Here is a 20,422-nt window from a genome sequence, read left to right as displayed (position 1 = left end):
TATACATAAAGCTGAGCACTCTTTTTGTATGGAAACGGTCAAACCATGTAAACTTAAGAGTAAGTACAGAAAGGGTGAAAAAAATGAAAAAGATTTCAACAGTTGAAGAGTTCGAACAAGTTATTAAGGAAAACCATCGCTTTTTATTTTTAAAGCACAGCACGACGTGTCCAATTAGTGCAGCTGGTCATGAGGCATTTTCAGCGTTTGCTTCTAGTCATGAAGACATTCCTTCTTATTATCTTCATGTGCAAGATTCACGAGACGTATCCAACTATATTGCTGAAACGTATGAAGTGAAGCATGAATCACCTCAAGCGCTTCTGTTTGAAGATGGAAAAGTGAAGTGGCACGCTTCTCACTGGAACATTAACGAAGAAGAATTAGCGAAAAATGTAGCTCATTAATTGAAAGAGGCTGGTACAAAAGCAGTTTAGGTGAAGGAAGATCCGAACGATTAATCGTTCGGTTTTTTTTGTAAGCTGATTGCGGTTTCATCCACTTTTTCGTACAATAGATGTAGTTTAGCACATAAAAGCAGAGAAGCCCCTTACATATATCCTCCATCACCTATCATCTTATGTAGTAACCCTGCTAAACGGATTTTTTAAAATCAGTGAAAGGGTGGACGTACATGACGAATTCAGATCTTCAGCATTTGCGATCTCAAATTGACGAAGTAAATATGAAACTGTTAAAGCTTATTAATGAGCGAGGCGAGCTTGTTCAAGAAATAGGAAAATTAAAAGGAATGCAGTCAACCAAACGGTTTGACCCTGTTCGTGAACGAGCAATGCTTGATGCGATTTTAAGCAAGAATGAAGGACCGTTTCAAACATCTACGCTTCAACATATTTTCAAAGAGATTTTCAAAGCTCATTTAGAGCTTCAAGAAGATGATCATCGTAAAGCACTTCTTGTATCCCGTAAAAAGAAGCCGGAAAATACAATCGTTACGGTAAAAGGAGAAACAATTGGTGACGGACTTCAGCGTTTTGTAGCAGGACCTTGTTCCGTTGAAAGCTATGAGCAAGTAGCAGCCGTAGCAAAAGCCGTAAAGCAGCAGGGTGTGCGGATGCTTAGAGGCGGAGCCTACAAGCCAAGAACATCTCCTTATGATTTTCAAGGCCTCGGCTTAGAAGGACTGCAAATTTTAAAAAGAGTAGCTGACGAATATGATTTAGCCGTTATTAGTGAAATTGTCGACCCCGCTGATATTGAAACGGCTGTAGAATACGTAGATGTGATTCAAATTGGTGCTCGTAATATGCAAAATTTTGAGCTGTTAAAAGAAGCGGGTGCGGTGAAGAAGCCTGTCTTATTAAAGCGGGGCTTAGCCGCTACGATTGATGAGTTTATTAATGCTGCTGAATACATTGTATCAAAAGGAAATGATCAGCTGATTTTGTGTGAACGAGGAATTCGTACGTATGAGCGAGCAACGCGAAATACGCTGGATATTTCAGCCGTTCCCATTTTAAAACAAGAAACTCATTTACCTGTTTTAGTCGACGTCACGCATTCAACAGGAAGACGAGATTTGCTTGTTCCAACGGCTAAAGCGGCTCTTGCCATTGGTGCGGATGGAATTATGGCAGAAGTTCATCCAGATCCGGCGGTAGCACTTTCTGACTCAGCTCAGCAAATGGATATTCCACAATTTACAGAATTTATGAAGCAGCTAAAACCTATATGTAACTTAAATTTATAAAAAAACGTAAAAAAGAAAAATTCGTATACTTTTATGACAAGTTTGAGGCACTTAATGGTTTCAAGCTTGTTTGCCTTTCGTTATAATAAAGATAAGCGAAATTATCACGTATTTTGAAAACAGTCGATAACTTTTGTCAAAATAGGAAAGAATAAGTGCAAATCCAAAAAACAAGAATTTATGAAATTCTCGTGAAACTTGTCGGAAAAAGGCGGTAAATACGTTGCGGTGAAGCACATAGTATCGTATAGTAGTTACAGATATTCGCTATCATTCTGTGAGTGCATATGATATAAATTCGCGATTCACTTTTTTTATTTACTTACTATACACCGTCTTTTACATTGTTACATATAAACTGGTAAAATTGTCTTTGCACACGTAATAATAAGGGCATAACAGGAATGATTTAGATGCATACAGGGTATCTAAGCTGTATGTAAGAGTGAAGGAGCTAGAAATAGCCATTCTATAAAGGAAGATGGATTTATATACGTAAATACAAGAAATGAAATAAGGATAAAATAAACGAAATGTTTTTCGATAAGGAGTGTTTGTTGTGAACGTAACAATTTATGATGTAGCAAGGGAAGCAAGCGTGTCGATGGCAACGGTTTCTCGTGTGGTAAACGGAAATCCAAATGTAAAACCATCAACTAGAAAAAAAGTATTAGAAACAATTGAAAGACTAGGCTATCGTCCGAACGCAGTAGCGCGTGGATTAGCCAGTAAAAAAACAACGACAGTAGGAGTTATCATTCCTGATATTTCAAATATTTTCTATGCAGAGTTAGCGCGTGGAATCGAAGATATTGCAACAATGTACAAGTATAATATCATCTTAAGTAACTCCGACCAAAATCAAGATAAAGAACTTCATCTTTTAAATAACATGCTTGGTAAACAAGTAGACGGAATCATCTTCATGAGTGGGAATGTAACGGAAGAACACGTAGAAGAGTTAAAAAAATCACCGGTTCCAGTTGTACTTGCAGCATCAATCGAATCAACTAACCAAATCCCATCTGTAACTATTGATTATGAACAAGCAGCTTTTGATGCAGTGCAATCACTAATTGACAGCGGTCATAAAAATATTGCATTCGTTTCAGGTACGCTAGAAGAACCGATCAATCATGCGAAAAAAGTAAAAGGGTACAAGCGTGCTCTTACTGAAAGCGGATTGCCTGTACGCGATTCTTATATTGTAGAAGGAGACTACACGTACGATTCAGGTATTGAAGCAGTTGAAAAACTATTAGAAGAAGATGAAAAGCCAACTGCTATTTTCGTTGGAACGGATGAAATGGCATTAGGCGTTATTCACGGGGCACAAGATCGCGGGTTGAATGTACCAAACGATCTAGAAGTTATCGGTTTTGATAACACAAGACTTTCAACAATGGTTCGTCCTCAGTTAACATCTGTTGTACAGCCAATGTATGATATTGGTGCAGTAGCGATGCGTCTCTTAACGAAATACATGAACAAAGAAACGGTAGACAGCAGCATTGTACAGCTTCCTCACCGCATCGAGTTCAGACAATCAACAAAATAATACCTGTGAATGAATAAGAACGAATCCAAAGTTCAGACACGGGGAGATAGAATATGAAAAAAATTGATATGCTCACACCTATAGGGATACTAATTGGTATCTCTATGGTTGTGTTTGGGGTTATTTCAAGTGGAGGAATGAGCGGTTTTTTAGCTTTTATTGATGTGCCATCGATTTTAATTGTACTGGGAGGCGTTTTTGGTACGCTGTGCGTGAGCTTTCCGTTAAAACAATTAAAAAATATGGGAAGAGTAGGGAAACAAGCGTTTCAATCGAAAGAAATAAACGTAGAAGAAATTGTAGGAACATTTGTACATTTATCGGAAAAAGCGCGTCGAGAAGGGCTTCTATCGCTAGAAGCAGAGCTTGAACAAATCGATGATTCATTTGTGAAAAAAGGTATTTTGCTAGCCATTGATGGAGTAGAACCAGAAATGATTCGAGAGCTGCTTGAAGCTGAAATAGCTGCAGTAGAAGAAAGACATACGAGAGGTCGAAGTATGTTTGAAAAAGCAGGCGATTATGCCCCCGCTTGGGGAATGATTGGGACGCTCGTTGGGCTAGTACTAATGCTTAAAAGCCTTAATACCCCTTCATCGCTTGGGCCTAACATGGCAATTGCTCTTTTAACGACTTTCTACGGGGCGCTGCTTTCAAACTTGTTTTTTCAGCCAATCGCAGCTAAATTAGCTGGTAAAACGGAGCATGAGCTTTTTGTTAAAGAAGTGATTATTGAAGGTGTCATCGGCTTGCAGGCGGGGCAAAATTCTCGCTTTGTGCAAGCAAAGCTAAAAGTATTTGCCCCTGTTGAAAAACGAAAGCTGGAAGAAAAGAGAGAACACGTTCGTGAAGCGTAGAAGAAAAAGGTATTCGGCACAGTCGCCAAAATGGATGGTAACATTTGCTGATTTGGTGACGTTAATATTAGTTTTTTTTATTTTACTATTTTCAATGTCTAGCGTTGATAATCAAAAGTTTCAGACCGTTGTCAATTCGCTTACAAGCGGTGGCTCATTAGCTTCTGTAGAAAAGAGCCAGCAGTCTCAAAAGCTGGATAACATTTTAGCGAAAGTGCAAAATTACCTGAAGGAAAATAAGCTTCAGAATGTTATTACTGCTAAGCGAGATGAACGCGGAGTTGTGCTTATTTTACAAGAACAGGTGCTGTTTGAAACAGGACAGGCAGACATTTTGAAGAAAGGTACCCCTTTCCTGGATGAATTAGGAAGGTTATTCAGTACTATTCCAAATGATATTAAAGTAGAAGGTCATACCGATAATCGACCTATTCACACCTATCGTTATCCATCTAATTGGGAACTATCGGCAGCGCGTGCCAGCGGCGTCATACGTTATTTAACGAACCACTTTTCTCTTTCTGCTAACCGCTTTGAAGCACTTGGATACGGAGATACAAAGCCGCTTGTTCCGAACACGTCTAATGACAATTTACAAAAAAATAGACGCGTCGAAATTATTATTTCAGATCCCAAAGCACAGTGAAAAAGGCCATACGTTTGTATAGCCTTTTTTTAAGAATGAGATGTATGAGAACGAATAGGATAAAGAGCGCGCTCAAGAGTTTGAGCGTTTTTTTCTGTTATTTCTGGTTTTCTTGGAATTGGCTGATAGATATTAGGTTCATCATCCCACTGCGTGCAAATGGGGTGAGGCGATACTTTTGTCCATTTTTCAAGCCATGATAGAGGAAGCATGCCTTCTGCCTTTCGTTCAATCATTTCAAGCCAAATGAATGACCAAGCCCGAGGAACAACCCGCCAAATATCATAACCTCCTCCGCCAACCGCAATCCATCTTCCCTGACAGTATTCATGGGCAATTTCATGAGCAATTTTAGGAATCTCACGGTATATTTTCGTGGTGCCGCATAAATGAGTGAGCGGATCGTAATAATGAGAATCGGCTCCATTTTGTGTCAAGATAACATCTGGTTTAAAAAAAGCAGCTACTTCTTTTAAAGAGGTCTTATAAACGTCGAGCCAAGACTCATCTTCCGTATAAGCATCAACAGGCACATTAAATGAATAACCATAGCCTTCACTGTGCCCGCGTTCGTTAACGTTTCCCGTGCCTGGAAACAAGTAGCGTCCCGTTTCATGAATGGAAAGAGTACAAACGGAAGGATCGTCATAAAATGTCCATTGCACGCCGTCACCATGGTGAGCATCTGTATCGACATAGAGGACGCGCGCGTTGTACTTTTGCTGCATATATTTGATGGCTACCGCGCTATCGTTATAAATACAGAAGCCGGAAGCTTTTCCTCGAAAGCCGTGGTGCAATCCTCCTCCTAAATTTAGAGCATGCTTAGCTTTTCCAGTCATCACATAATCTACAGCCGTAAGTGTACCCCCAACTAAAAACGCACTGGCTTCATGCATGTTGGGAAACATAGGTGTATCTTCTGTTCCAAGACCAAAATCTGCTGCTTTTTCAACAGAAAGCTCGCCGCTTCCTGCTAATTTTACCGCTTGAATATAGCTAGTATCATGGACAAGCTGAAGTTCTTCATCAGATGCCATCCGCGGTAATACAATATCTTGATTGCCTAAAGCGCCAAATTCCCGTAACAGTTCATATGTTAGTTGAACACGAAGCTGGTTAAACGGATGATTATTGCTGAATTTGTACGAAAGAATATCATCTGAATAAATAAATACAGCATTACTAGTCATTACGTCATCTCCGGTAATTTAGGCCATAGCACCTCATAGCCGTTTTCTTTTAATGTATTTATACTAATCAATGGGTTAATAGCTTGAATGCGAAGCACAAGGATTTTATATCGTTCATCTACATCAGGGTAGACAAGTACGCTTAAGATGTTTGTTCTCTTTGAACCAAAGAGGGATGTAACTTCAGCGAGCACGCCAGCCTTATTTTCTACTTTTATTTCAATTTGTGAACCTGGCTTATTAGTGCCAGTAAGCTGAATAAACGTATGTAGTAGATCTCTTTCGGTAACAACTCCTACTAACCGCTTGTTTTTTGTGACGGGAATACAACCGATTTGGTGTTCATAAAAAATGCTTGCAATTTCTTCAACAAAATCAAGAGGGTGAGCTGTAATGACTTCTGTTTTCATAATCATCCGCACGGGTTCGGATAGAAGAGCAGATGTATAAGTATTATCTAAAATAGATGGACTTGCATCTCTTACGTCTCGATCAGAAATGATGCCAACTACGTGATGAAGGTCATTAACGATAGGAATATGTCTAATCTTATGTGTATCTAAAAGTTTCATAGCTTCAGCAATCGTATGGTCGGGGGTTAAGGTAACGAGATCGGTTTTCATCATCTCTTCAACAATCATCAGACACAGCTCCTTTTCTTAAAGGTCAGCTCAATACATAAAGCGATTTCGAAAGCGCAGGCTATCAAATTCTTGTATGCTTTCTTGAGGGACTCTGCTCCCGATTCTTACCATCAAACAATTAGCAGGGTGGGAGCTAATCTCCGGATCATCTGTGGCAAACCACGTCAGTCCGCCTTTATTCATCATTTTCTCCATAATTTTGCGGTAATCCCACACATTTAGCCCTGTTCCTTTTAAATCCCAATGCCAGTAGTATTCTGTCGTAATGACAATATAATCTTCCATTGCATCATCCATCATAGATACGATAAGCAAGTTTTTTCCAACAGCGTAGCTGCGAAACGGGGCAGCTACCTCTATAGCTCCTAATTCGATTAAATTCTCCATATTTCCTTCCGACCATCGTTCTAGAGGATCGGGATATAAAAAGGTGACATAACCAATGATTGTATGATGATGACGAGCAATAATGATTCTACCTTCAGGCAAGTTGGCAATCTCGATCAATGCTTCTTTTTGCTGTTCAGGTGGACGAAAGGCCGTTAGTTGCTCATGAAAATCAAGTTGTTGCAAGGTTTGTGAGGAGACAGGTCCTTCAATAACAATTGCTCCAACCGCTGTTTTTAGTTCTTTCATATTGTATGTTTGGGAATGTTTCACATGAATCACCACCTTCAAGCAGTCTTATCTGTATTATAATACAAAAAAAACTCTACATTAAAGCGTTTTCAAAAAATTAAATAAAAGAAAAGGAGTTTTTTCAAAAACATAGAATAGGAAATTAAAAGAGATTCTTGTTAATTCGACACTTATACAACAAAGGTTGTCATATAACAAGGGAGACTATTATCCCAATTCCGACAAATAATTTTTATAAAATTGTGAAAAGTATATTTTTGTTATATAATAGGTTTGTAAATTTTATACATAAGGGGGAGTTTGTGATGAAGGTGGAAGCGCTTCCTGTAATTGAAGGGGTATACAACTTACAGGACTACGATAAAACGTATCAAACCTTTGACTGGTCACAAGTGGAGAAGGAATTTTCATGGCATGAAACAGGTAAATTAAATGCAGCTTATGAAGCAATTGATAAGCACGCAAACTCTACGCGTAAAAATAAAGTTGCGCTTTATTATCGAGATGCGCAGCGCAATGAAAAATATACATTCAAAGAAATGAAAGAATGGTCAAACAAAGCCGCAAACGTGCTAAAACAAGCAGACGTAGAGAAGGGAGATCGTGTGTTTATCTTTATGCCTCGCTCTCCGGAACTTTATTTTGCATTGTTAGGCGCGGTGAAGCTTGGCGCTATTGTTGGGCCTTTGTTTGAAGCATTCATGGAAGGTGCAGTAAAAGATCGTTTGCAAGACAGTGATGCAAAAGTGTTAATTACAACGCCTGAACTGCTGAGCCGCGTTCCGGTGAAGGATTTGCCAGCTTTAAAACACATTCTCCTTGTAGGGGAAAATGTAGCAGAAGAAGGCATTCAACTAGATTTTCTGAAGCGATTAGAAGCGGCGAATAAAGAGGTGGAGATTGAGTGGGTAGATAGAACAGATGGTATGCTGCTTCATTATACATCAGGTTCAACTGGAAAACCAAAAGGGGTGCTTCACGTTCATAATGCAATGCTTCAGCATTATCAAACTGCTAAGTGGGTGCTCGACTTAAAAGATGACGATGTGTATTGGTGTACAGCAGATCCGGGTTGGGTAACGGGAACTTCCTACGGAATTTTTGGTCCTTGGCTTGCTGGAGCAACAAATGTGATTGTAGGAGGACGCTTTAGTCCAGATGCATGGTATCAAGCACTTGAAGACTTTGGCGTAACGGTTTGGTACAGTGCGCCTACAGCATTTCGTATGCTAATGGGTGCTGGCGATGACTTAGTTAAACGCTATGATTTAAGCAGCCTCAGACATGTATTAAGCGTGGGAGAACCATTAAATCCTGAAGTGGTACGCTGGGGAATGAAGGTTTTCCAAAAACGTATTCATGACACGTGGTGGATGACTGAAACTGGAGGTCAGACGATTTGTAATTACCCGTCTATGAAAATTAAACCAGGATCTATGGGAAAACCTATTCCGGGTGTACAAGCAGCAATCGTTGACGATCAAGGACAAGAGCTTCCACCTTATCGAATGGGTAACTTAGCAATTAAAAAAGGCTGGCCATCTATGATGCATGCAATTTGGAACAACAAGGAAAAGTATGAGTCATACTTTATGCCAGGCGACTGGTACGTATCAGGTGATTCCGCGTATATGGATGAAGACGGTTATTTTTGGTTCCAAGGCCGAATTGATGACGTTATTATGACCGCAGGAGAACGAGTTGGTCCATTTGAAGTAGAAAGTAAGCTTGTTGAACACCCTGCTGTAGCAGAAGCGGGTGTCATTGGTAAGCCTGATCCTGTGCGTGGGGAAATTATTAAAGCGTTTATCGCACTTAGAGATGGGTATGAATCTTCAGATGAACTGATTGAAGATATTCGTCAATTTGTGAAAAAAGGGTTAGCTGCTCATGCAGCTCCACGTGAAATCGAGTTTAAAGATAAGCTACCTAAAACACGAAGCGGTAAAATTATGCGTCGCGTTTTAAAAGCGTGGGAATTAGATTTGCCAACGGGCGATTTGTCGACGATGGAAGACTAAGGAGTAAACGTTTCAATCTTTGTAGGGAAAATAAGTGATTTTTATAAAGTTCAAACAGCCAGCTGTTTGAACTTTTTTTTGGACTTGAATTTTAAAATGAAATCATTCATAATTGTGGGGTGTAAACTTTTAAATAAAATAAACTGCAGTGATAGGAAGAAGTAATACTTGTCTCCCTGTTTAAGAGAGCTGATGGTTGCTGAAAATCAGTACATAGACAAATATGAAATACGTCCTTGAGCATCTTTTGTGAACTTACAGTAGCAAAAGACGGGTAGACCGTTACATCATTTAAGTGGGAAATAATTTATTTCCAAATAGGGTGGTACCGCGATATTTTCGTCCCTTCTTTTTTAAGAAGGGGCGTTTTTTATGTTGTTCAACAAATTGTAACGAGCAATTAGATAAAGGAGAGAATATAACATGGATATTTTACAAGATCTTGAGTTTCGAGGGCTCATTAATCAACAAACGGATGAAAAAGGTTTAAATGAACTTTTGAGTAAAGAGTCTGTTCGTTTGTACTGTGGATTCGATCCAACAGCCGACAGCCTTCACATCGGCCACATGCTTCCTGTTTTAATTTTGCGTCGCTTTCAACAAGCTGGACACCAACCGATTGCATTAGTTGGTGGAGGTACGGGTCTTATTGGAGATCCAAGCGGTAAAAAAGCAGAGCGTACGTTAAATGAAAAAGAAACGGTTGCTATGTTTAGTGAGCGTATTAAAGGTCAGCTTTCACGCTTCTTAGATTTTGAAGAAGGTGAAAATGCAGCGGTTATTGCGAATAACTATGACTGGATTGGCACGTTAGATGTTATTACATTCCTACGAGATATCGGTAAAAACTTTGGTATTAACTACATGATGGCAAAGGATTCTGTTCAATCTCGTATCGAATCAGGCATCTCATTTACGGAATTCAGCTACATGATTTTACAATCATATGATTTCTTGAACTTATACCAAACGTATAACTGTAAGCTTCAAATTGGCGGCAGCGACCAATGGGGAAATATTACAGCTGGCTTAGAATTAATTCGTAAATCAGAAGAAGATGCAAAAGCATTTGGATTAACAGTTCCGCTTGTAACAAAAGCAGACGGCACGAAGTTCGGTAAAACAGAAGGCGGAGCAATTTGGTTAGACGCTGAAAAAACAAGTCCGTATGAATTCTACCAGTTCTGGATTAATACAGATGATCGTGATGTTATAAAATATTTAAAATACTTTACATTCTTATCACATGAAGAAATTAATGAATTAGCAGCATCTGCAAAAGAAGCGCCTGAAAAACGCGAAGCACAAAAAGCACTAGCAGCGGCGATGACTACGCTTGTACACGGTGAAGAAGCTCTTGAGCAAGCCATTCGTATTTCGCAAGCTTTATTTAACGGAAGTATTTCAGAGTTAACAGCAGAAGAAATTAAGCAAGGATTCAAGGATGTTCCTTCTTACACGCATACAGGTGAAGATATTGGTTTAATCGATTTACTTGTAGAAAGTAAAATCTCTCCTTCTAAACGTCAAGCGCGTGAAGATATTTCAAACGGTGCGATTTACTTAAACGGTGAGCGTGAGCAAGATTTGCAAAAAACAGTAGGAGCAGAAGACCGTATTGAAGGTCAATTTACAGTAATTCGTCGAGGCAAGAAAAAATATACGCTTATTCAATACGCATAAAAAAAGGCCGAAAGGCCTTTTTTTGTATAAAGACAGTAAAAAAGCCGCTCCATAGGGAACGGCTTTTTACTATTAACGAGAGTAGAACTCTACGATTAGTGCTTCGTTGATTTCAGCAGATAATTCAGAACGCTCAGGTAAGCGAGTGAATGTACCTTCTAATTTCTCAGCGTCTACTGTTAAGTAGTCTGGTACGAAGTTGTTAACTTCAAGCGCTTCTTTCACGATTGAAAGGTTGCGAGATTTTTCGCGAACACCGATCACTTGACCAGGTTGTACACGGTAAGATGGGATGTCAACGCGTTTACCGTCAACTAAAACGTGACCGTGGTTAACTAATTGACGAGCTTGACGACGAGTGCGTGCAAGACCCATACGGTATACTAAGTTATCAAGACGAGCTTCTAAAAGAATCATGAAGTTCTCACCGTGCTTACCAGTTAATTTACCAGCAGCAACGAATAAGTTACGGAATTGACGCTCAGTTACACCATACATGTGGCGTAATTTTTGCTTTTCTTGTAATTGTAAACCGTACTCAGAAATTTTCTTACGTTGACCTGGGCCGTGTGGACCTGGAGCGTAAGGGCGTTTTTCTAATTCTTTACCTGTACCACTTAGAGAAAGACCTAAGCGACGAGAGATTTTCCAACTTGGACCTGTATAACGAGCCATGATGACTCCTCCTTGTTTGTGTTTTTATTTTATGCAAAACAAAAACAGACACATTCTAGCGATATGCTCATTTTGTTTTCATGTACCATCGCTCTAGCAGCAGAGAGTTACACGATACACCATCTTTTTAAAAGAATTGCTACTTCTGTAAAACAACCTTTTAATGAGGAACAAAATGAAAAAACATAAAGAAGATTGTATAAGCTGCAATATTTCACACAACGAGTATTATAGGTGTTTCCTCGTATAAAGTCAAGGAAGATTGAAGATTAAAAGAATGTAAAAGAAAGGATATATTCATTTGAAGTATGAAAAGAGAAGAAAGAACGTAAGAAAACGGCGGTGATGGCTAATCAAACGTTTGTTTAATAAGCAAAAACCGCTGATTTGCAGCGGTTTTTTTTGCTTATTCATATTTAAAGAAAAGAAGTGAGTTCTTTGACGAATTCTTCAAGATACTGTTGATCGATTTCATCAAAGCGATTTTTGATTGGACTGTCAATATCAAGAACACCTAAAAGCTGACCGTCTTTTACAATTGGTACAACGATTTCAGATTGAGAAGCGGCATCACATGCAATGTGGCCAGGGAAGGCGTGAACATCTTCAATTCGCTCTGTTTTTTGATTTTGAGCTGCTGTACCGCATACGCCTTTTCCAAGTGGAATACGAACGCAAGCCGGCAGTCCCTGGAAAGGTCCAAGCACTAACTCCCCGTCTTCCATTAAATAAAAACCTACCCAGTTTACTTCATTTAAAAATTGATTTAGCAAAGCTGAAGCATTTGCTAGATTAGCAATCGCATTGCTTTCTCCTTCTAATAAGGCGCGTAATTGCTTAATTACTAATTCATAATCTTTTTGTTTTGAGCCGCTGTAGTTTTCGACATTAAACAATGTATTCTCCTCCATTCAACATAAGATTTAATGAATTTTTATCAGGAAACGTCAGTTTTAACGCTACTTTGTCGATAAAAGATTACAGGAACTAAAAAGCCTATCACGAATTATGTAGAGAGGCTACTAAAATCCTTTTTAAATACTGTAACGATTTCTACACAATTTTGCAATCATATGTGTTTGGTAAAAATAAATCGAAATGAGGTGTAGATAGATGGCTGTACAGTCAAAAACGAAAGAGAAAATTATTGATGCGGCTGTTTCTCTTTTTAACGTAAAAGGTTTTGATGGTACGTCGGTGCGGGAGATTGCAGGAAAAGCGAAAGTGAACGTAGCGAATATTTCATATTATTTTCATAGCAAAGAAGGATTACTTGAAAGTTTAGTGATTTCTTATTTTGAAGGTTATATTGGGGTGCTGGAGCAAGCATTTCAAGAAATGAAAAAGCTGTCTTCAACAGAAAGTATGATCGTAATGATTCGAGCTATCTTACATTACCAGCACGAAAATAGGCATATTGCCCGGCTTGTATATAGAGAAATCTCTCTTGACACGATTTTAATTCGAGAAGTTATGACTACGTATTTAACCAAGGAAAAATACTACTTAAAAACAATCCTTGAAAGAGGGATGAAAGAAAAGGAGTTTCGAAAGCTGCACGTTTCCTTTACAATCATTGAGCTTAAGGGCATGCTCTCTATGCCTTATCTTCATCCTCAGTATCTAAGTGAAGTTCTTCATATATTGCCTCACGAACCGTATTTTGTTCAGCAATATGCGATTGAGCTTGAGCAATGGGTGCACACAACGGTATGTTTGCCATATGAACGGACAAACAAACTGCGCGTTCAATTATCCTAAATGGAGCTCTCCATAGCCTTGGCCTAAATCCTTCGCACAGTGGGCGTCTGACCCATATACGAGAGGGATTTTTTTCTGTTGGGCTGCCTTTACGACAAAGGGAGCTGGATACGCTTCCTTGCACAAAGGTTTAAACAACCCTGCACTATTATAATCCAACGCCAGATTTTTCATTTTTATTTCATCGAGTATTGATAAAATAATAGGGGAAAGTGTGTCTTCATATGGAAAGCGAGTTTGAAATTTATGTACGAGTGTCATATGACCAATGCGCTTAGGCTTATAAACGCCTAAATTGGCCTGTACAGAGCGTAATACCGTGTTGTAATACTTATCATATACTTTGCTTACGCTGCCGAATTTCTGTACAATATGTGCAAATACGTCAGCGCTAAAATCCAGGCAGTCATATTCTTCTTCATATTTTAAGAAGTGAACCGAAAGGATGCTGTCATCGAGATAAGGACCATATTCGTTTAAGAACTCTGTTGTTTCGTGTTCAAATCCTTCAATAAAGTCAACTTCCAATCCGATATTAATACGAATATCGCGCTCAAATTCTTTTTTTACTTGCTGTACGTTTTGAATGTAGCGATCAAGTTTGTCAGGAGCCATTCCGCTGTCTCGATCAGGCGTCGGATCAATGAAGCTTTTTGGTAACGGAGCATGCTCTGTAAACGAAATCTCGCCAAAGTTCAGGGAAATCGCCTGTTCAACATATTGTTGCAATGAATCAGGCGAACCGTGTGGGCAAAATGGAGTATGAATATGTTTGTCAACTTTCATAAAAAATGCCTCCTTTTTTCTTCTTTTTCCATTGTAACGACACAAAGTGACTCCATGCCAATATTTTGTATAAAAAAATTTAATTTTTTGCTCAAAAGTTGGGCTTTACATGGTATCATAAAAACATTGACGCAAAAAAATTTAAAGGATTAAATTCACCCTTTTTATAAATAAGAAACTTGTCATGTAGAACGCACTGTAAGGGGGCTTAGTATGGAATTCATTATAGCACTAATCATACTCATTATCGGATTAGTTGTGTACGGAATGTTTTCACGTAAAAAGATTTATCAAGAAATTGATCGCCTGGAAACGATCAAAGTCGAATTAGCAAATACGCCAGTTGCAGAGGAAATTTCAAAAGTAAAAGAATTGAACATGACAGGTCAAACTGAAGAGCTATTTGAACGTTGGCGTGAGCAGTGGGATGAAATTATATCAACTAATCTCCCCAAAATTGATAAAGAACTGTTTGAAACGGAAGAAGCAGCAGATAAATACCGATTTAAAAAAGCGAAGCAGTTATCTATACATATTGATCAAGCCTTAGAACAAACCAAGATAGATATTGAAAACATACTTACTGAACTTCAAAATTTAATTGGTAGCGAACAAGATAATCGATATGATATTGAGGAATTAAATCAGCTTCACCGCCATGTGAAGAAAAAATTGCTCGCACATCGGTATTCCTATGGAAATGCTGAAAAAACGTTAGAATACGCAATTAATACATCGAAAGAGCAGTTTAAAAAATACGAGGAAGAGACGATTAACGGAAACTATCTTCAAGCACGTGAGATTGTTCTTCAATTAAAAACTGATTTAACAGCTATTGATTCGTATTTAGAACAAATTCCGAAAGTGTTAGTTGAGTGTCAGACCACTCTTCCTGTTCAATTCAATGAGCTGCTTGACGGGTTCCGCGAAATGAGTGAGCAGGGATATGTGTTAGATCATCTGCAAGTAGAAGAAACGGTAGAGCTTTTAAAACAAGAAACTGCTGAAATTATTGCAGATATTGAAGAATTATATGTGGAAGAAGCGATTACAAAACTAGATGATGTTAACGAACGCTTAGAGCAGTTATATGACTCACTTGAGCATGAGGTTTTCTCCTATCATAAAATGAACCGTGAATCTCATACGGTATCTAACTTCCTTCGTATGCTTCAAGAACGAAACCGTGAACTTCGTGAAGAAACGCTATTTGTACAGCAGAGCTATCATTTTAAAGAGCGCGATTTAGACGTATATTACAAAATGGATCGCGAACTAAAACGATTAACTAACTTGTACTATAATATTTCGGACAAGGTAGCGGAGCACAATTTAGCCTACAGTGTGATCCAAGAAGAACTCGAAGACGTTTCCAAACAGCTTAATCAATTAAAAGAATCTCAGGAATCCTATAGCGATATGCTACAAGCTCTTCGCAAAGATGAGCTCTCAGCTAAGGACAAAATAGAAGAACTGAAAGCTCAGTTGATTGAAGCACGACGCCTTATTCAAAAAAGCAACCTTCCCGGTGTTCCTGAAGAATATAAAGTGCAGCTTGAAAAAACGGTTCATATCTTAAATGAAGTAACCGCTAAGCTGAAAGAAAAACCCCTTAATATTCAAGCTGTTCAATCTTTACTTGAAGATGCTGTTGGTTTTGTTCAAGATACATTTGATGAAACAGAGGCAATGTTAGAGGAAGCGCGACTCGTTGAAAGAGTGATTCAATACGGGAACCGTTATAGAAGTACTCATCACTCGATTGCACAGTCTTTAGAAGAAGCAGAAGAAGCATTTCGTCATTATGAATACAAAGAAGCGTTAAAACAGGCATCTGCAGCTATTGAGCAAGTGGACCCTGGTGCGCTTGATCGTATACAGCGTATTGTATCTTCACAGAGTTAAAAAGCTCGTGTCCTTTGGACACGAGCTTTTTTATGATGCTTTTCTTTGTATACTATCCGTGTGATGTGTACCTCTTGCAATGCTAATAATATAGCCTATGAAGGCAGCAGCAACTGTTGGAATAAGCCAGCCAAGGCCTTGGCTATAAAGGGGCAAATAGTTTTTGAAAAAATCGTCTATGCTTGTTAAGATAATTCCTGCTGCTTTTAACCCGTCAAAAATGCTCAGAATCGAGCTAATGATTACGGCTGTCACATATACTTCTCGACCGAACGAAATGGCTCTTTCAATTAATGATAAAGCAATTAGCGTAATGGCAATAGGGTATACAAAGGTCAAAATAGGTATGGAAATAGAAATTAATTGAGTAAGCCCTACATTTGAAATAACAGCACTAAACAGCATTAAAATGACAACAAATGTTTTATATGACATGCTTGGCACCAGCTGCGTGAAAAATCGTGCGCAAGCAGAAGTTAATCCGATGGCTGTCGTTAGACAAGCAAATGTAATAGCAAGTCCTAAAATAATGGTGCCAAACGAACCGAATAATGTTGTAGCTACAGCTGTTAAAATAGCTCCTCCATTTTCTTTCATACCAATTGCTTCTACGCTTGAAGCGCCGACATACGCGAGAGAAAGATAAACGATAGCTAACCCAGCAGCAGCAATCAACCCGGCTTTGATACATACCGAAGCGAGTGTTCGTTCGTCCGTTACGCCTTTTTCCTTAATACTGTTGATAACAACGATGCCAAATACGAGAGCTGCAATTGTATCCATTGTCAAATATCCATCAATAAAGCCGCCCGTAAATGGAGAGGCTATATATTTGGCGTGAGGTTCTTGAAAAGAACCCATAGGTGTCATTAAACTTTTGATAGCTAAAAGAGCTAATACTGCGAGCAGTAAAGGAGTTAGAATTTTTCCTATGCGATCAACAATTTTAGTTGGATTCAATGATAAATAAAGTGTTAGTCCAAAGAAAATAACGGTATAGACCATTAAAGGAATCTTGCTTGCAACCGCATTTTCTGATAAAAATGGGGTCACACCGATTTCAAACGCTACTGTATCCGTTCTGGGTATACCAAAAAAAGGGCCAATTGCTAAGTAAAGCAATATAGTAAAAGAAATCCCGAAAATAGGGTGAACTTTTTTAGCTACTTCGGTAAAGTTTCCATTGCTTTTAGAAACAGCGATTATCCCCATAAGCGGAAGTCCTACACCTGTAATGAGAAAACCGATAATGGAACTCCAAGTGTGTGTTCCGGCTTGCTGTCCGAGCAAAGGAGGGAAAATCATATTTCCCGCTCCGAAAAAGAGAGCAAACAGCATAAGACCGATGGCGAGTATTTCTTTGTTAGTGAGTGCTTTGGTTTTCATAATGCCTCCTAGTGTTTCTTATGTTGATGATTAAATTTTCTGACTTTTTAAAAACTAAAAGTACGTGATACATACTACCACATTTATGGAATCATATATAGGTTTTTTTGAAAAAATCTAAATAGTTTATCAATAATAAAAGGAACGCCTAATTTAAAAAAATACCAAGGTGTGGTATGATAATACGTTGTTCCGAAAAAATGAAGAAGGGGGCGCGCATCCTTGATTTATTTAGATAATAGCGCTACAACAAAACCCTATAATGAAGTCATAAAATCTTTTACCAAAGTAGCTACAACTTATTATGGCAATCCATCGTCCCTCCATCAATTTGGCGTACAGGCGGAGAATTTGTTGAGCCGTTCACGTGAGCAAGTAGCAGAATTGCTGCACGTATCGTCAAATGAAATTATCTTTACATCAGGAGGAACGGAAGGGAATAATTTAGCTATTAAAGGCGTAGCGATGCAATATAAAAGCCGAGGTCAGCATATTATTACGACAAATATTGAACATGATTCTGTTCATGAACCATTTAAGCAGTTAGAAGCACTAGGGTTTCATGTGACGTATGTTCCGGTAGATTCAAATGGATTTGTGTCACCTGCGGCTATTGAATCAGCTATTACGGATGAAACCATTTTAGTATCCGTTATGCATGTAAATAATGAAATTGGCACCATTCAGCCAATTGAAGAAATTGGACAGATGCTCACGAACTATTCGAAGGTGCTTTTTCATGTCGATCATGTGCAGGGGATTGGAAAAGTTCCGCTTTCTTTAGCAAATCATAAAATTGATTTATGCACATTATCAGGACACAAAATTCACGGCTTAAAAGGAACGGGGATTTTATATAAACGGAATGGAGTTCAGCTTCATCCGTTGCTTAGCGGAGGCTCTCAGGAAATGCAGCATCGATCAGGCACGGAAAATGTTCCGGGAATCGTAGCATTTGCTAAAGCACTTCGTTTAACACTTGAACATGCAGCTCAGAATCAGCAAAAAATGCAGAAAATAAAAGCAGAACTGATGGACAAACTTTCTGCTCACGAAAGAATCACGATTAATACGCCGAATGAGCATTCAGCTCCCCATATTATAAATTTTACAGCGCAAGGTATTAAAGGTGAGGTTTTTGTTCACGCTCTTGAAGAAAAAGGAGTGTTTGTATCAACTACATCTGCCTGCTCATCAAAACGAAAAAAGCCAAGTAAAACGCTTTTAGCTATCGGTAAAAATTACGAAGAAGCCGATCAGTCCATTCGTTTGAGCTTGTCAGGATTAAATGACTATAATGAAGTAACGCCCATTATAAATGCTATTTTCACAGTAATTGAAGATCTAAAGAAAGTAATGAGGTAAATAACTATGATATATAACCATATTTTAATTCGATACGGAGAAATTTCCACTAAAGGACAAAATAGAAAAAAATTTGTTGCGCAGCTAAGAAAAAATATTGTAACGGCTCTTAGTGCATTCCAAAACATTCACGTAAAATACACAAGAGACCGCATGTATATTCACTTAAATGGTGAAAATCACGAGCCTATCATTGAACGTCTTCAGCAAATCTTTGGTATTCAAAGTTTTAGTTTAGCATTAAAAGTTGAAAATGAACTTGAAGCCATTCAAGAAGCAGCGCTAGAAGCAATGAAAGAATTTGATATAGAAGGAAAAACGTTCAAAGTATCTACTCGAAGAGCGTACAAACAATTTCCTCTTGATACAAATGAATTAAATTATGCAGTAGGAAGTCATATTCTACGAAATACAGAGCATCTACAAGTAAATGTAAAAGAGCCAAGCGTAAATGTACGAGTAGAAGTGAGAAGTGAAGCAACGTATATTACATGTTTTGATTATCGCGGAGCAGGGGGTCTTCCAGTTGGTACGAGTGGAAAAGCGATGCTCATGCTTTCTGGAGGAATCGACAGCCCGGTTGCAGGATACTTAGCTATGAAGCGCGGTTTAGAAATAGAAGCGGTTCATTTTTATAGTCCGCCTTTTACAAGTGAACGTTCTAAGCAAAAAGTAATTGATTTAACGCAAAAATTAACGGCTTATCACGAAAAAGTAAAGCTGCACATTGTACCGTTTACAGCTGTGCAGCAAGCGATTCAAAAACAAATTCCAGAGAATTATACGATGACTTCTACACGTCGTATGATGCTTCGAATTACGGACCTCATTCGTGAAAAAAATGAATCGTTAGCTATCGTAACTGGAGACAGCTTAGGGCAAGTAGCTAGCCAAACTGTTGAGAGCATGTATGCGATTAATGAAGTGACGAATACGCCAATTTTGCGTCCGCTTGTGACAATGGATAAAACGGAGATTGTTGAAATTGCCCGTAAGATTGATACGCATGAAATTTCGAATCGTCCGTATGAAGACTGCTGTACCATTTTTACGCCAAGCTCACCTAAAACGAAGCCAAAGCGTGAAAAAATCAATCGATACGAACAATTTTATGATTTTGAAACATTAATTCAAGAAGCGGTAAATAATGTAGAAACGCTTGAAATGACTGCTTCTTCGGCTACAAATACGGCAGAGAACGTCGAAGATTTGTTTTAAAAGTAAAATTTCATAAAATTACCAAAAGAGATCATGTATGAAGCCATGTGTTTTGACACAATCTATATTCAACAAGGAGGTGAAAACACATGGCAAACACAAACAAATTAGTAGCTCCTGGTTCAGCAGCTGCTATCGACCAAATGAAATACGAAATCGCTTCTGAATTCGGTGTAAATCTTGGACCAGAAGCAACAGCTCGCGCTAACGGATCTGTTGGTGGAGAAATCACTAAACGCTTAGTTCAACTAGCTGAGCAACAACTTGGTGGTAAATAAGTCATATTAATTAAATAGTGATGGCTAAAAAGAGTGGGGGAAACCCCACTCTTTTGTCTTGTTTGTTTTGTCACGTATAATAGAGAAAAGGTCAAG

19 protein-coding genes and 1 other annotated feature are annotated in these 20,422 nt (G+C 38.6%); of the genes, 12 read left to right on the top strand and 7 right to left on the bottom strand.

Annotation, left to right across the window (positions count from 1 at the left end):
* Window positions 1-83 precede the first annotated feature (83 nt).
* From ytxJ to motS, 5 genes are all read left to right on the top strand, one after another.
* Window positions 84-407 (top strand): bacillithiol system redox-active protein YtxJ, encoded by a 324-nt coding sequence (ytxJ, locus tag MKX72_RS24320; protein WP_028411816.1) that lies wholly within the window; start codon window positions 84-86, stop codon window positions 405-407.
* Between the two features lie 227 nt (window positions 408-634).
* Window positions 635-1,711 carry a bifunctional 3-deoxy-7-phosphoheptulonate synthase/chorismate mutase gene (locus MKX72_RS24315; protein WP_033579601.1) on the top strand — a complete coding sequence of 359 codons (1,077 nt, stop codon included), beginning with the start codon at window positions 635-637 and terminating at the stop codon, window positions 1,709-1,711.
* Between the two features lie 559 nt (window positions 1,712-2,270).
* Window positions 2,271-3,269 carry a catabolite control protein A gene (gene ccpA / locus MKX72_RS24310; protein WP_013059493.1) on the top strand — a complete coding sequence of 333 codons (999 nt, stop codon included), beginning with the start codon at window positions 2,271-2,273 and terminating at the stop codon, window positions 3,267-3,269.
* Between the two features lie 53 nt (window positions 3,270-3,322).
* On the top strand, window positions 3,323-4,126 hold the full coding sequence (gene motP, locus MKX72_RS24305) for a flagellar motor protein MotP (protein WP_033579602.1): 804 nt from the start codon (window positions 3,323-3,325) through the stop codon (window positions 4,124-4,126).
* Window positions 4,116-4,772 carry a flagellar motor protein MotS gene (gene motS / locus MKX72_RS24300; RefSeq protein ID WP_080754457.1) on the top strand — a complete coding sequence of 219 codons (657 nt, stop codon included), beginning with the start codon at window positions 4,116-4,118 and terminating at the stop codon, window positions 4,770-4,772. Before motP ends, motS begins: the two co-directional genes overlap by 11 nt.
* A gap of 29 nt (window positions 4,773-4,801) precedes the next feature.
* Here motS and MKX72_RS24295 read toward each other — a convergent pair whose 3' ends face one another.
* Genes MKX72_RS24295 through MKX72_RS24285 form a run of 3 tightly spaced genes read right to left on the bottom strand, consistent with a single transcriptional unit; the run spans window position 4,802 to window position 7,269 of the window.
* Entirely contained in the window at window positions 4,802-5,965 is a 1,164-nt protein-coding gene (locus MKX72_RS24295; protein ID WP_028411812.1) for an acetoin utilization protein AcuC, read from the bottom strand.
* The gene (locus MKX72_RS24290) at window positions 5,965-6,606 is read right to left on the bottom strand and encodes an acetoin utilization AcuB family protein (RefSeq protein ID WP_028411811.1); all 642 of its coding nucleotides are present in this window, start codon (window positions 6,604-6,606) and stop codon (window positions 5,965-5,967) included. Before MKX72_RS24290 ends, MKX72_RS24295 begins: the two co-directional genes overlap by 1 nt.
* 30 nt (window positions 6,607-6,636) lie before the next feature.
* Window positions 6,637-7,269 (bottom strand): hypothetical protein, encoded by a 633-nt coding sequence (locus tag MKX72_RS24285; RefSeq protein ID WP_028411810.1) that lies wholly within the window; start codon window positions 7,267-7,269, stop codon window positions 6,637-6,639.
* 284 nt (window positions 7,270-7,553) lie between these two features.
* Between MKX72_RS24285 and acsA the strand changes: the two genes are divergently transcribed.
* The gene (acsA, locus tag MKX72_RS24280; RefSeq protein ID WP_028411809.1) at window positions 7,554-9,269 is read left to right on the top strand and encodes an acetate--CoA ligase; all 1,716 of its coding nucleotides are present in this window, start codon (window positions 7,554-7,556) and stop codon (window positions 9,267-9,269) included.
* Between the two features lie 139 nt (window positions 9,270-9,408).
* Window positions 9,409-9,619 (top strand) — a binding site (T-box leader).
* A 73-nt stretch (window positions 9,620-9,692) separates the two neighbouring features.
* Window positions 9,693-10,952 (top strand): tyrosine--tRNA ligase, encoded by a 1,260-nt coding sequence (tyrS, locus tag MKX72_RS24275; protein WP_028411808.1) that lies wholly within the window; start codon window positions 9,693-9,695, stop codon window positions 10,950-10,952.
* Window positions 10,953-11,024: 72 nt separating this feature from the next.
* Here the strand turns inward: tyrS and rpsD are convergent, their stop codons facing one another.
* Together rpsD and MKX72_RS24265 are read right to left on the bottom strand one after the other, a co-directional pair.
* On the bottom strand, window positions 11,025-11,627 hold the full coding sequence (gene rpsD / locus MKX72_RS24270; RefSeq protein WP_013059485.1) for a 30S ribosomal protein S4: 603 nt from the start codon (window positions 11,625-11,627) through the stop codon (window positions 11,025-11,027).
* Window positions 11,628-12,043: 416 nt separating this feature from the next.
* Window positions 12,044-12,523, bottom strand: a complete 480-nt coding sequence (locus tag MKX72_RS24265) for a GAF domain-containing protein (protein WP_155007621.1) — start codon at window positions 12,521-12,523, stop codon at window positions 12,044-12,046.
* A gap of 217 nt (window positions 12,524-12,740) precedes the next feature.
* On the opposite strand from MKX72_RS24265, the gene refZ reads away from it, so the two are divergent.
* The gene (gene refZ, locus MKX72_RS24260) at window positions 12,741-13,388 is read left to right on the top strand and encodes a forespore capture DNA-binding protein RefZ (protein ID WP_013059482.1); all 648 of its coding nucleotides are present in this window, start codon (window positions 12,741-12,743) and stop codon (window positions 13,386-13,388) included.
* Here the strand turns inward: refZ and hisJ are convergent.
* Window positions 13,380-14,174, bottom strand: a complete 795-nt coding sequence (gene hisJ, locus MKX72_RS24255) for a histidinol-phosphatase HisJ (RefSeq protein WP_155007622.1) — start codon at window positions 14,172-14,174, stop codon at window positions 13,380-13,382. The two genes, refZ and hisJ, sit on opposite strands and share 9 nt — an antisense overlap.
* 213 nt (window positions 14,175-14,387) lie before the next feature.
* Between hisJ and ezrA the strand changes: the two genes are divergently transcribed.
* The gene (gene ezrA / locus MKX72_RS24250; protein ID WP_028411807.1) at window positions 14,388-16,079 is read left to right on the top strand and encodes a septation ring formation regulator EzrA; all 1,692 of its coding nucleotides are present in this window, start codon (window positions 14,388-14,390) and stop codon (window positions 16,077-16,079) included.
* Window positions 16,080-16,109: 30 nt separating this feature from the next.
* Here the strand turns inward: ezrA and brnQ are convergent, their stop codons facing one another.
* Window positions 16,110-17,465: a branched-chain amino acid transport system II carrier protein gene (gene brnQ, locus MKX72_RS24245; protein ID WP_033579604.1), complete on the bottom strand. Its 1,356-nt coding sequence runs from the start codon at window positions 17,463-17,465 to the stop codon at window positions 16,110-16,112.
* Window positions 17,466-17,687: 222 nt separating this feature from the next.
* Between brnQ and MKX72_RS24240 the strand changes: the two genes are divergently transcribed.
* From MKX72_RS24240 to MKX72_RS24230, 3 genes are all read left to right on the top strand, one after another.
* A complete protein-coding gene (locus MKX72_RS24240; RefSeq protein ID WP_028411806.1) occupies window positions 17,688-18,830 on the top strand; it encodes a cysteine desulfurase family protein in 1,143 nt (380 codons plus the stop codon).
* A gap of 6 nt (window positions 18,831-18,836) precedes the next feature.
* Window positions 18,837-20,048, top strand: coding sequence for a tRNA uracil 4-sulfurtransferase ThiI (thiI, locus tag MKX72_RS24235; protein ID WP_028411805.1), 1,212 nt, complete (start codon window positions 18,837-18,839; stop codon window positions 20,046-20,048).
* Between the two features lie 89 nt (window positions 20,049-20,137).
* Window positions 20,138-20,326, top strand: coding sequence for an alpha/beta-type small acid-soluble spore protein (locus MKX72_RS24230; protein ID WP_028411804.1), 189 nt, complete (start codon window positions 20,138-20,140; stop codon window positions 20,324-20,326).
* Window positions 20,327-20,422: the final 96 nt, after the last annotated feature.

This window comes from Priestia sp. FSL R5-0597, from assembly GCF_038006305.1.
GTDB classification, from domain to species: Bacteria; Bacillota; Bacilli; order Bacillales; family Bacillaceae_H; genus Priestia; species Priestia zanthoxyli.
Note: the sequence above shows the minus strand (reverse complement) of the source record. Positions and strands in the feature narration are given on the sequence as shown.

Excerpts from the sequence above, each read along its gene's own strand:
- ytxJ (WP_028411816.1), top strand. The coding sequence starts at position 84 with ATGAAAAAGATTTCAACAGTTGAAGAGTTCGAACAAGTTATTAAGGAA.
- MKX72_RS24315 (WP_033579601.1), top strand. The coding sequence starts at position 635 with ATGACGAATTCAGATCTTCAGCATTTGCGATCTCAAATTGACGAAGTA.
- motP (WP_033579602.1), top strand. The coding sequence starts at position 3,323 with ATGAAAAAAATTGATATGCTCACACCTATAGGGATACTAATTGGTATC.
- MKX72_RS24295 (WP_028411812.1), bottom strand. The coding sequence starts at position 5,965 with ATGACTAGTAATGCTGTATTTATTTATTCAGATGATATTCTTTCGTAC.
- MKX72_RS24290 (WP_028411811.1), bottom strand. The coding sequence starts at position 6,606 with ATGATTGTTGAAGAGATGATGAAAACCGATCTCGTTACCTTAACCCCC.
- acsA (WP_028411809.1), top strand. The coding sequence starts at position 7,554 with ATGAAGGTGGAAGCGCTTCCTGTAATTGAAGGGGTATACAACTTACAG.
- tyrS (WP_028411808.1), top strand. The coding sequence starts at position 9,693 with ATGGATATTTTACAAGATCTTGAGTTTCGAGGGCTCATTAATCAACAA.
- rpsD (WP_013059485.1), bottom strand. The coding sequence starts at position 11,627 with ATGGCTCGTTATACAGGTCCAAGTTGGAAAATCTCTCGTCGCTTAGGT.
- refZ (WP_013059482.1), top strand. The coding sequence starts at position 12,741 with ATGGCTGTACAGTCAAAAACGAAAGAGAAAATTATTGATGCGGCTGTT.
- hisJ (WP_155007622.1), bottom strand. The coding sequence starts at position 14,174 with ATGAAAGTTGACAAACATATTCATACTCCATTTTGCCCACACGGTTCG.
- ezrA (WP_028411807.1), top strand. The coding sequence starts at position 14,388 with ATGGAATTCATTATAGCACTAATCATACTCATTATCGGATTAGTTGTG.
- brnQ (WP_033579604.1), bottom strand. The coding sequence starts at position 17,465 with ATGAAAACCAAAGCACTCACTAACAAAGAAATACTCGCCATCGGTCTT.
- thiI (WP_028411805.1), top strand. The coding sequence starts at position 18,837 with ATGATATATAACCATATTTTAATTCGATACGGAGAAATTTCCACTAAA.
- MKX72_RS24230 (WP_028411804.1), top strand. The coding sequence starts at position 20,138 with ATGGCAAACACAAACAAATTAGTAGCTCCTGGTTCAGCAGCTGCTATC.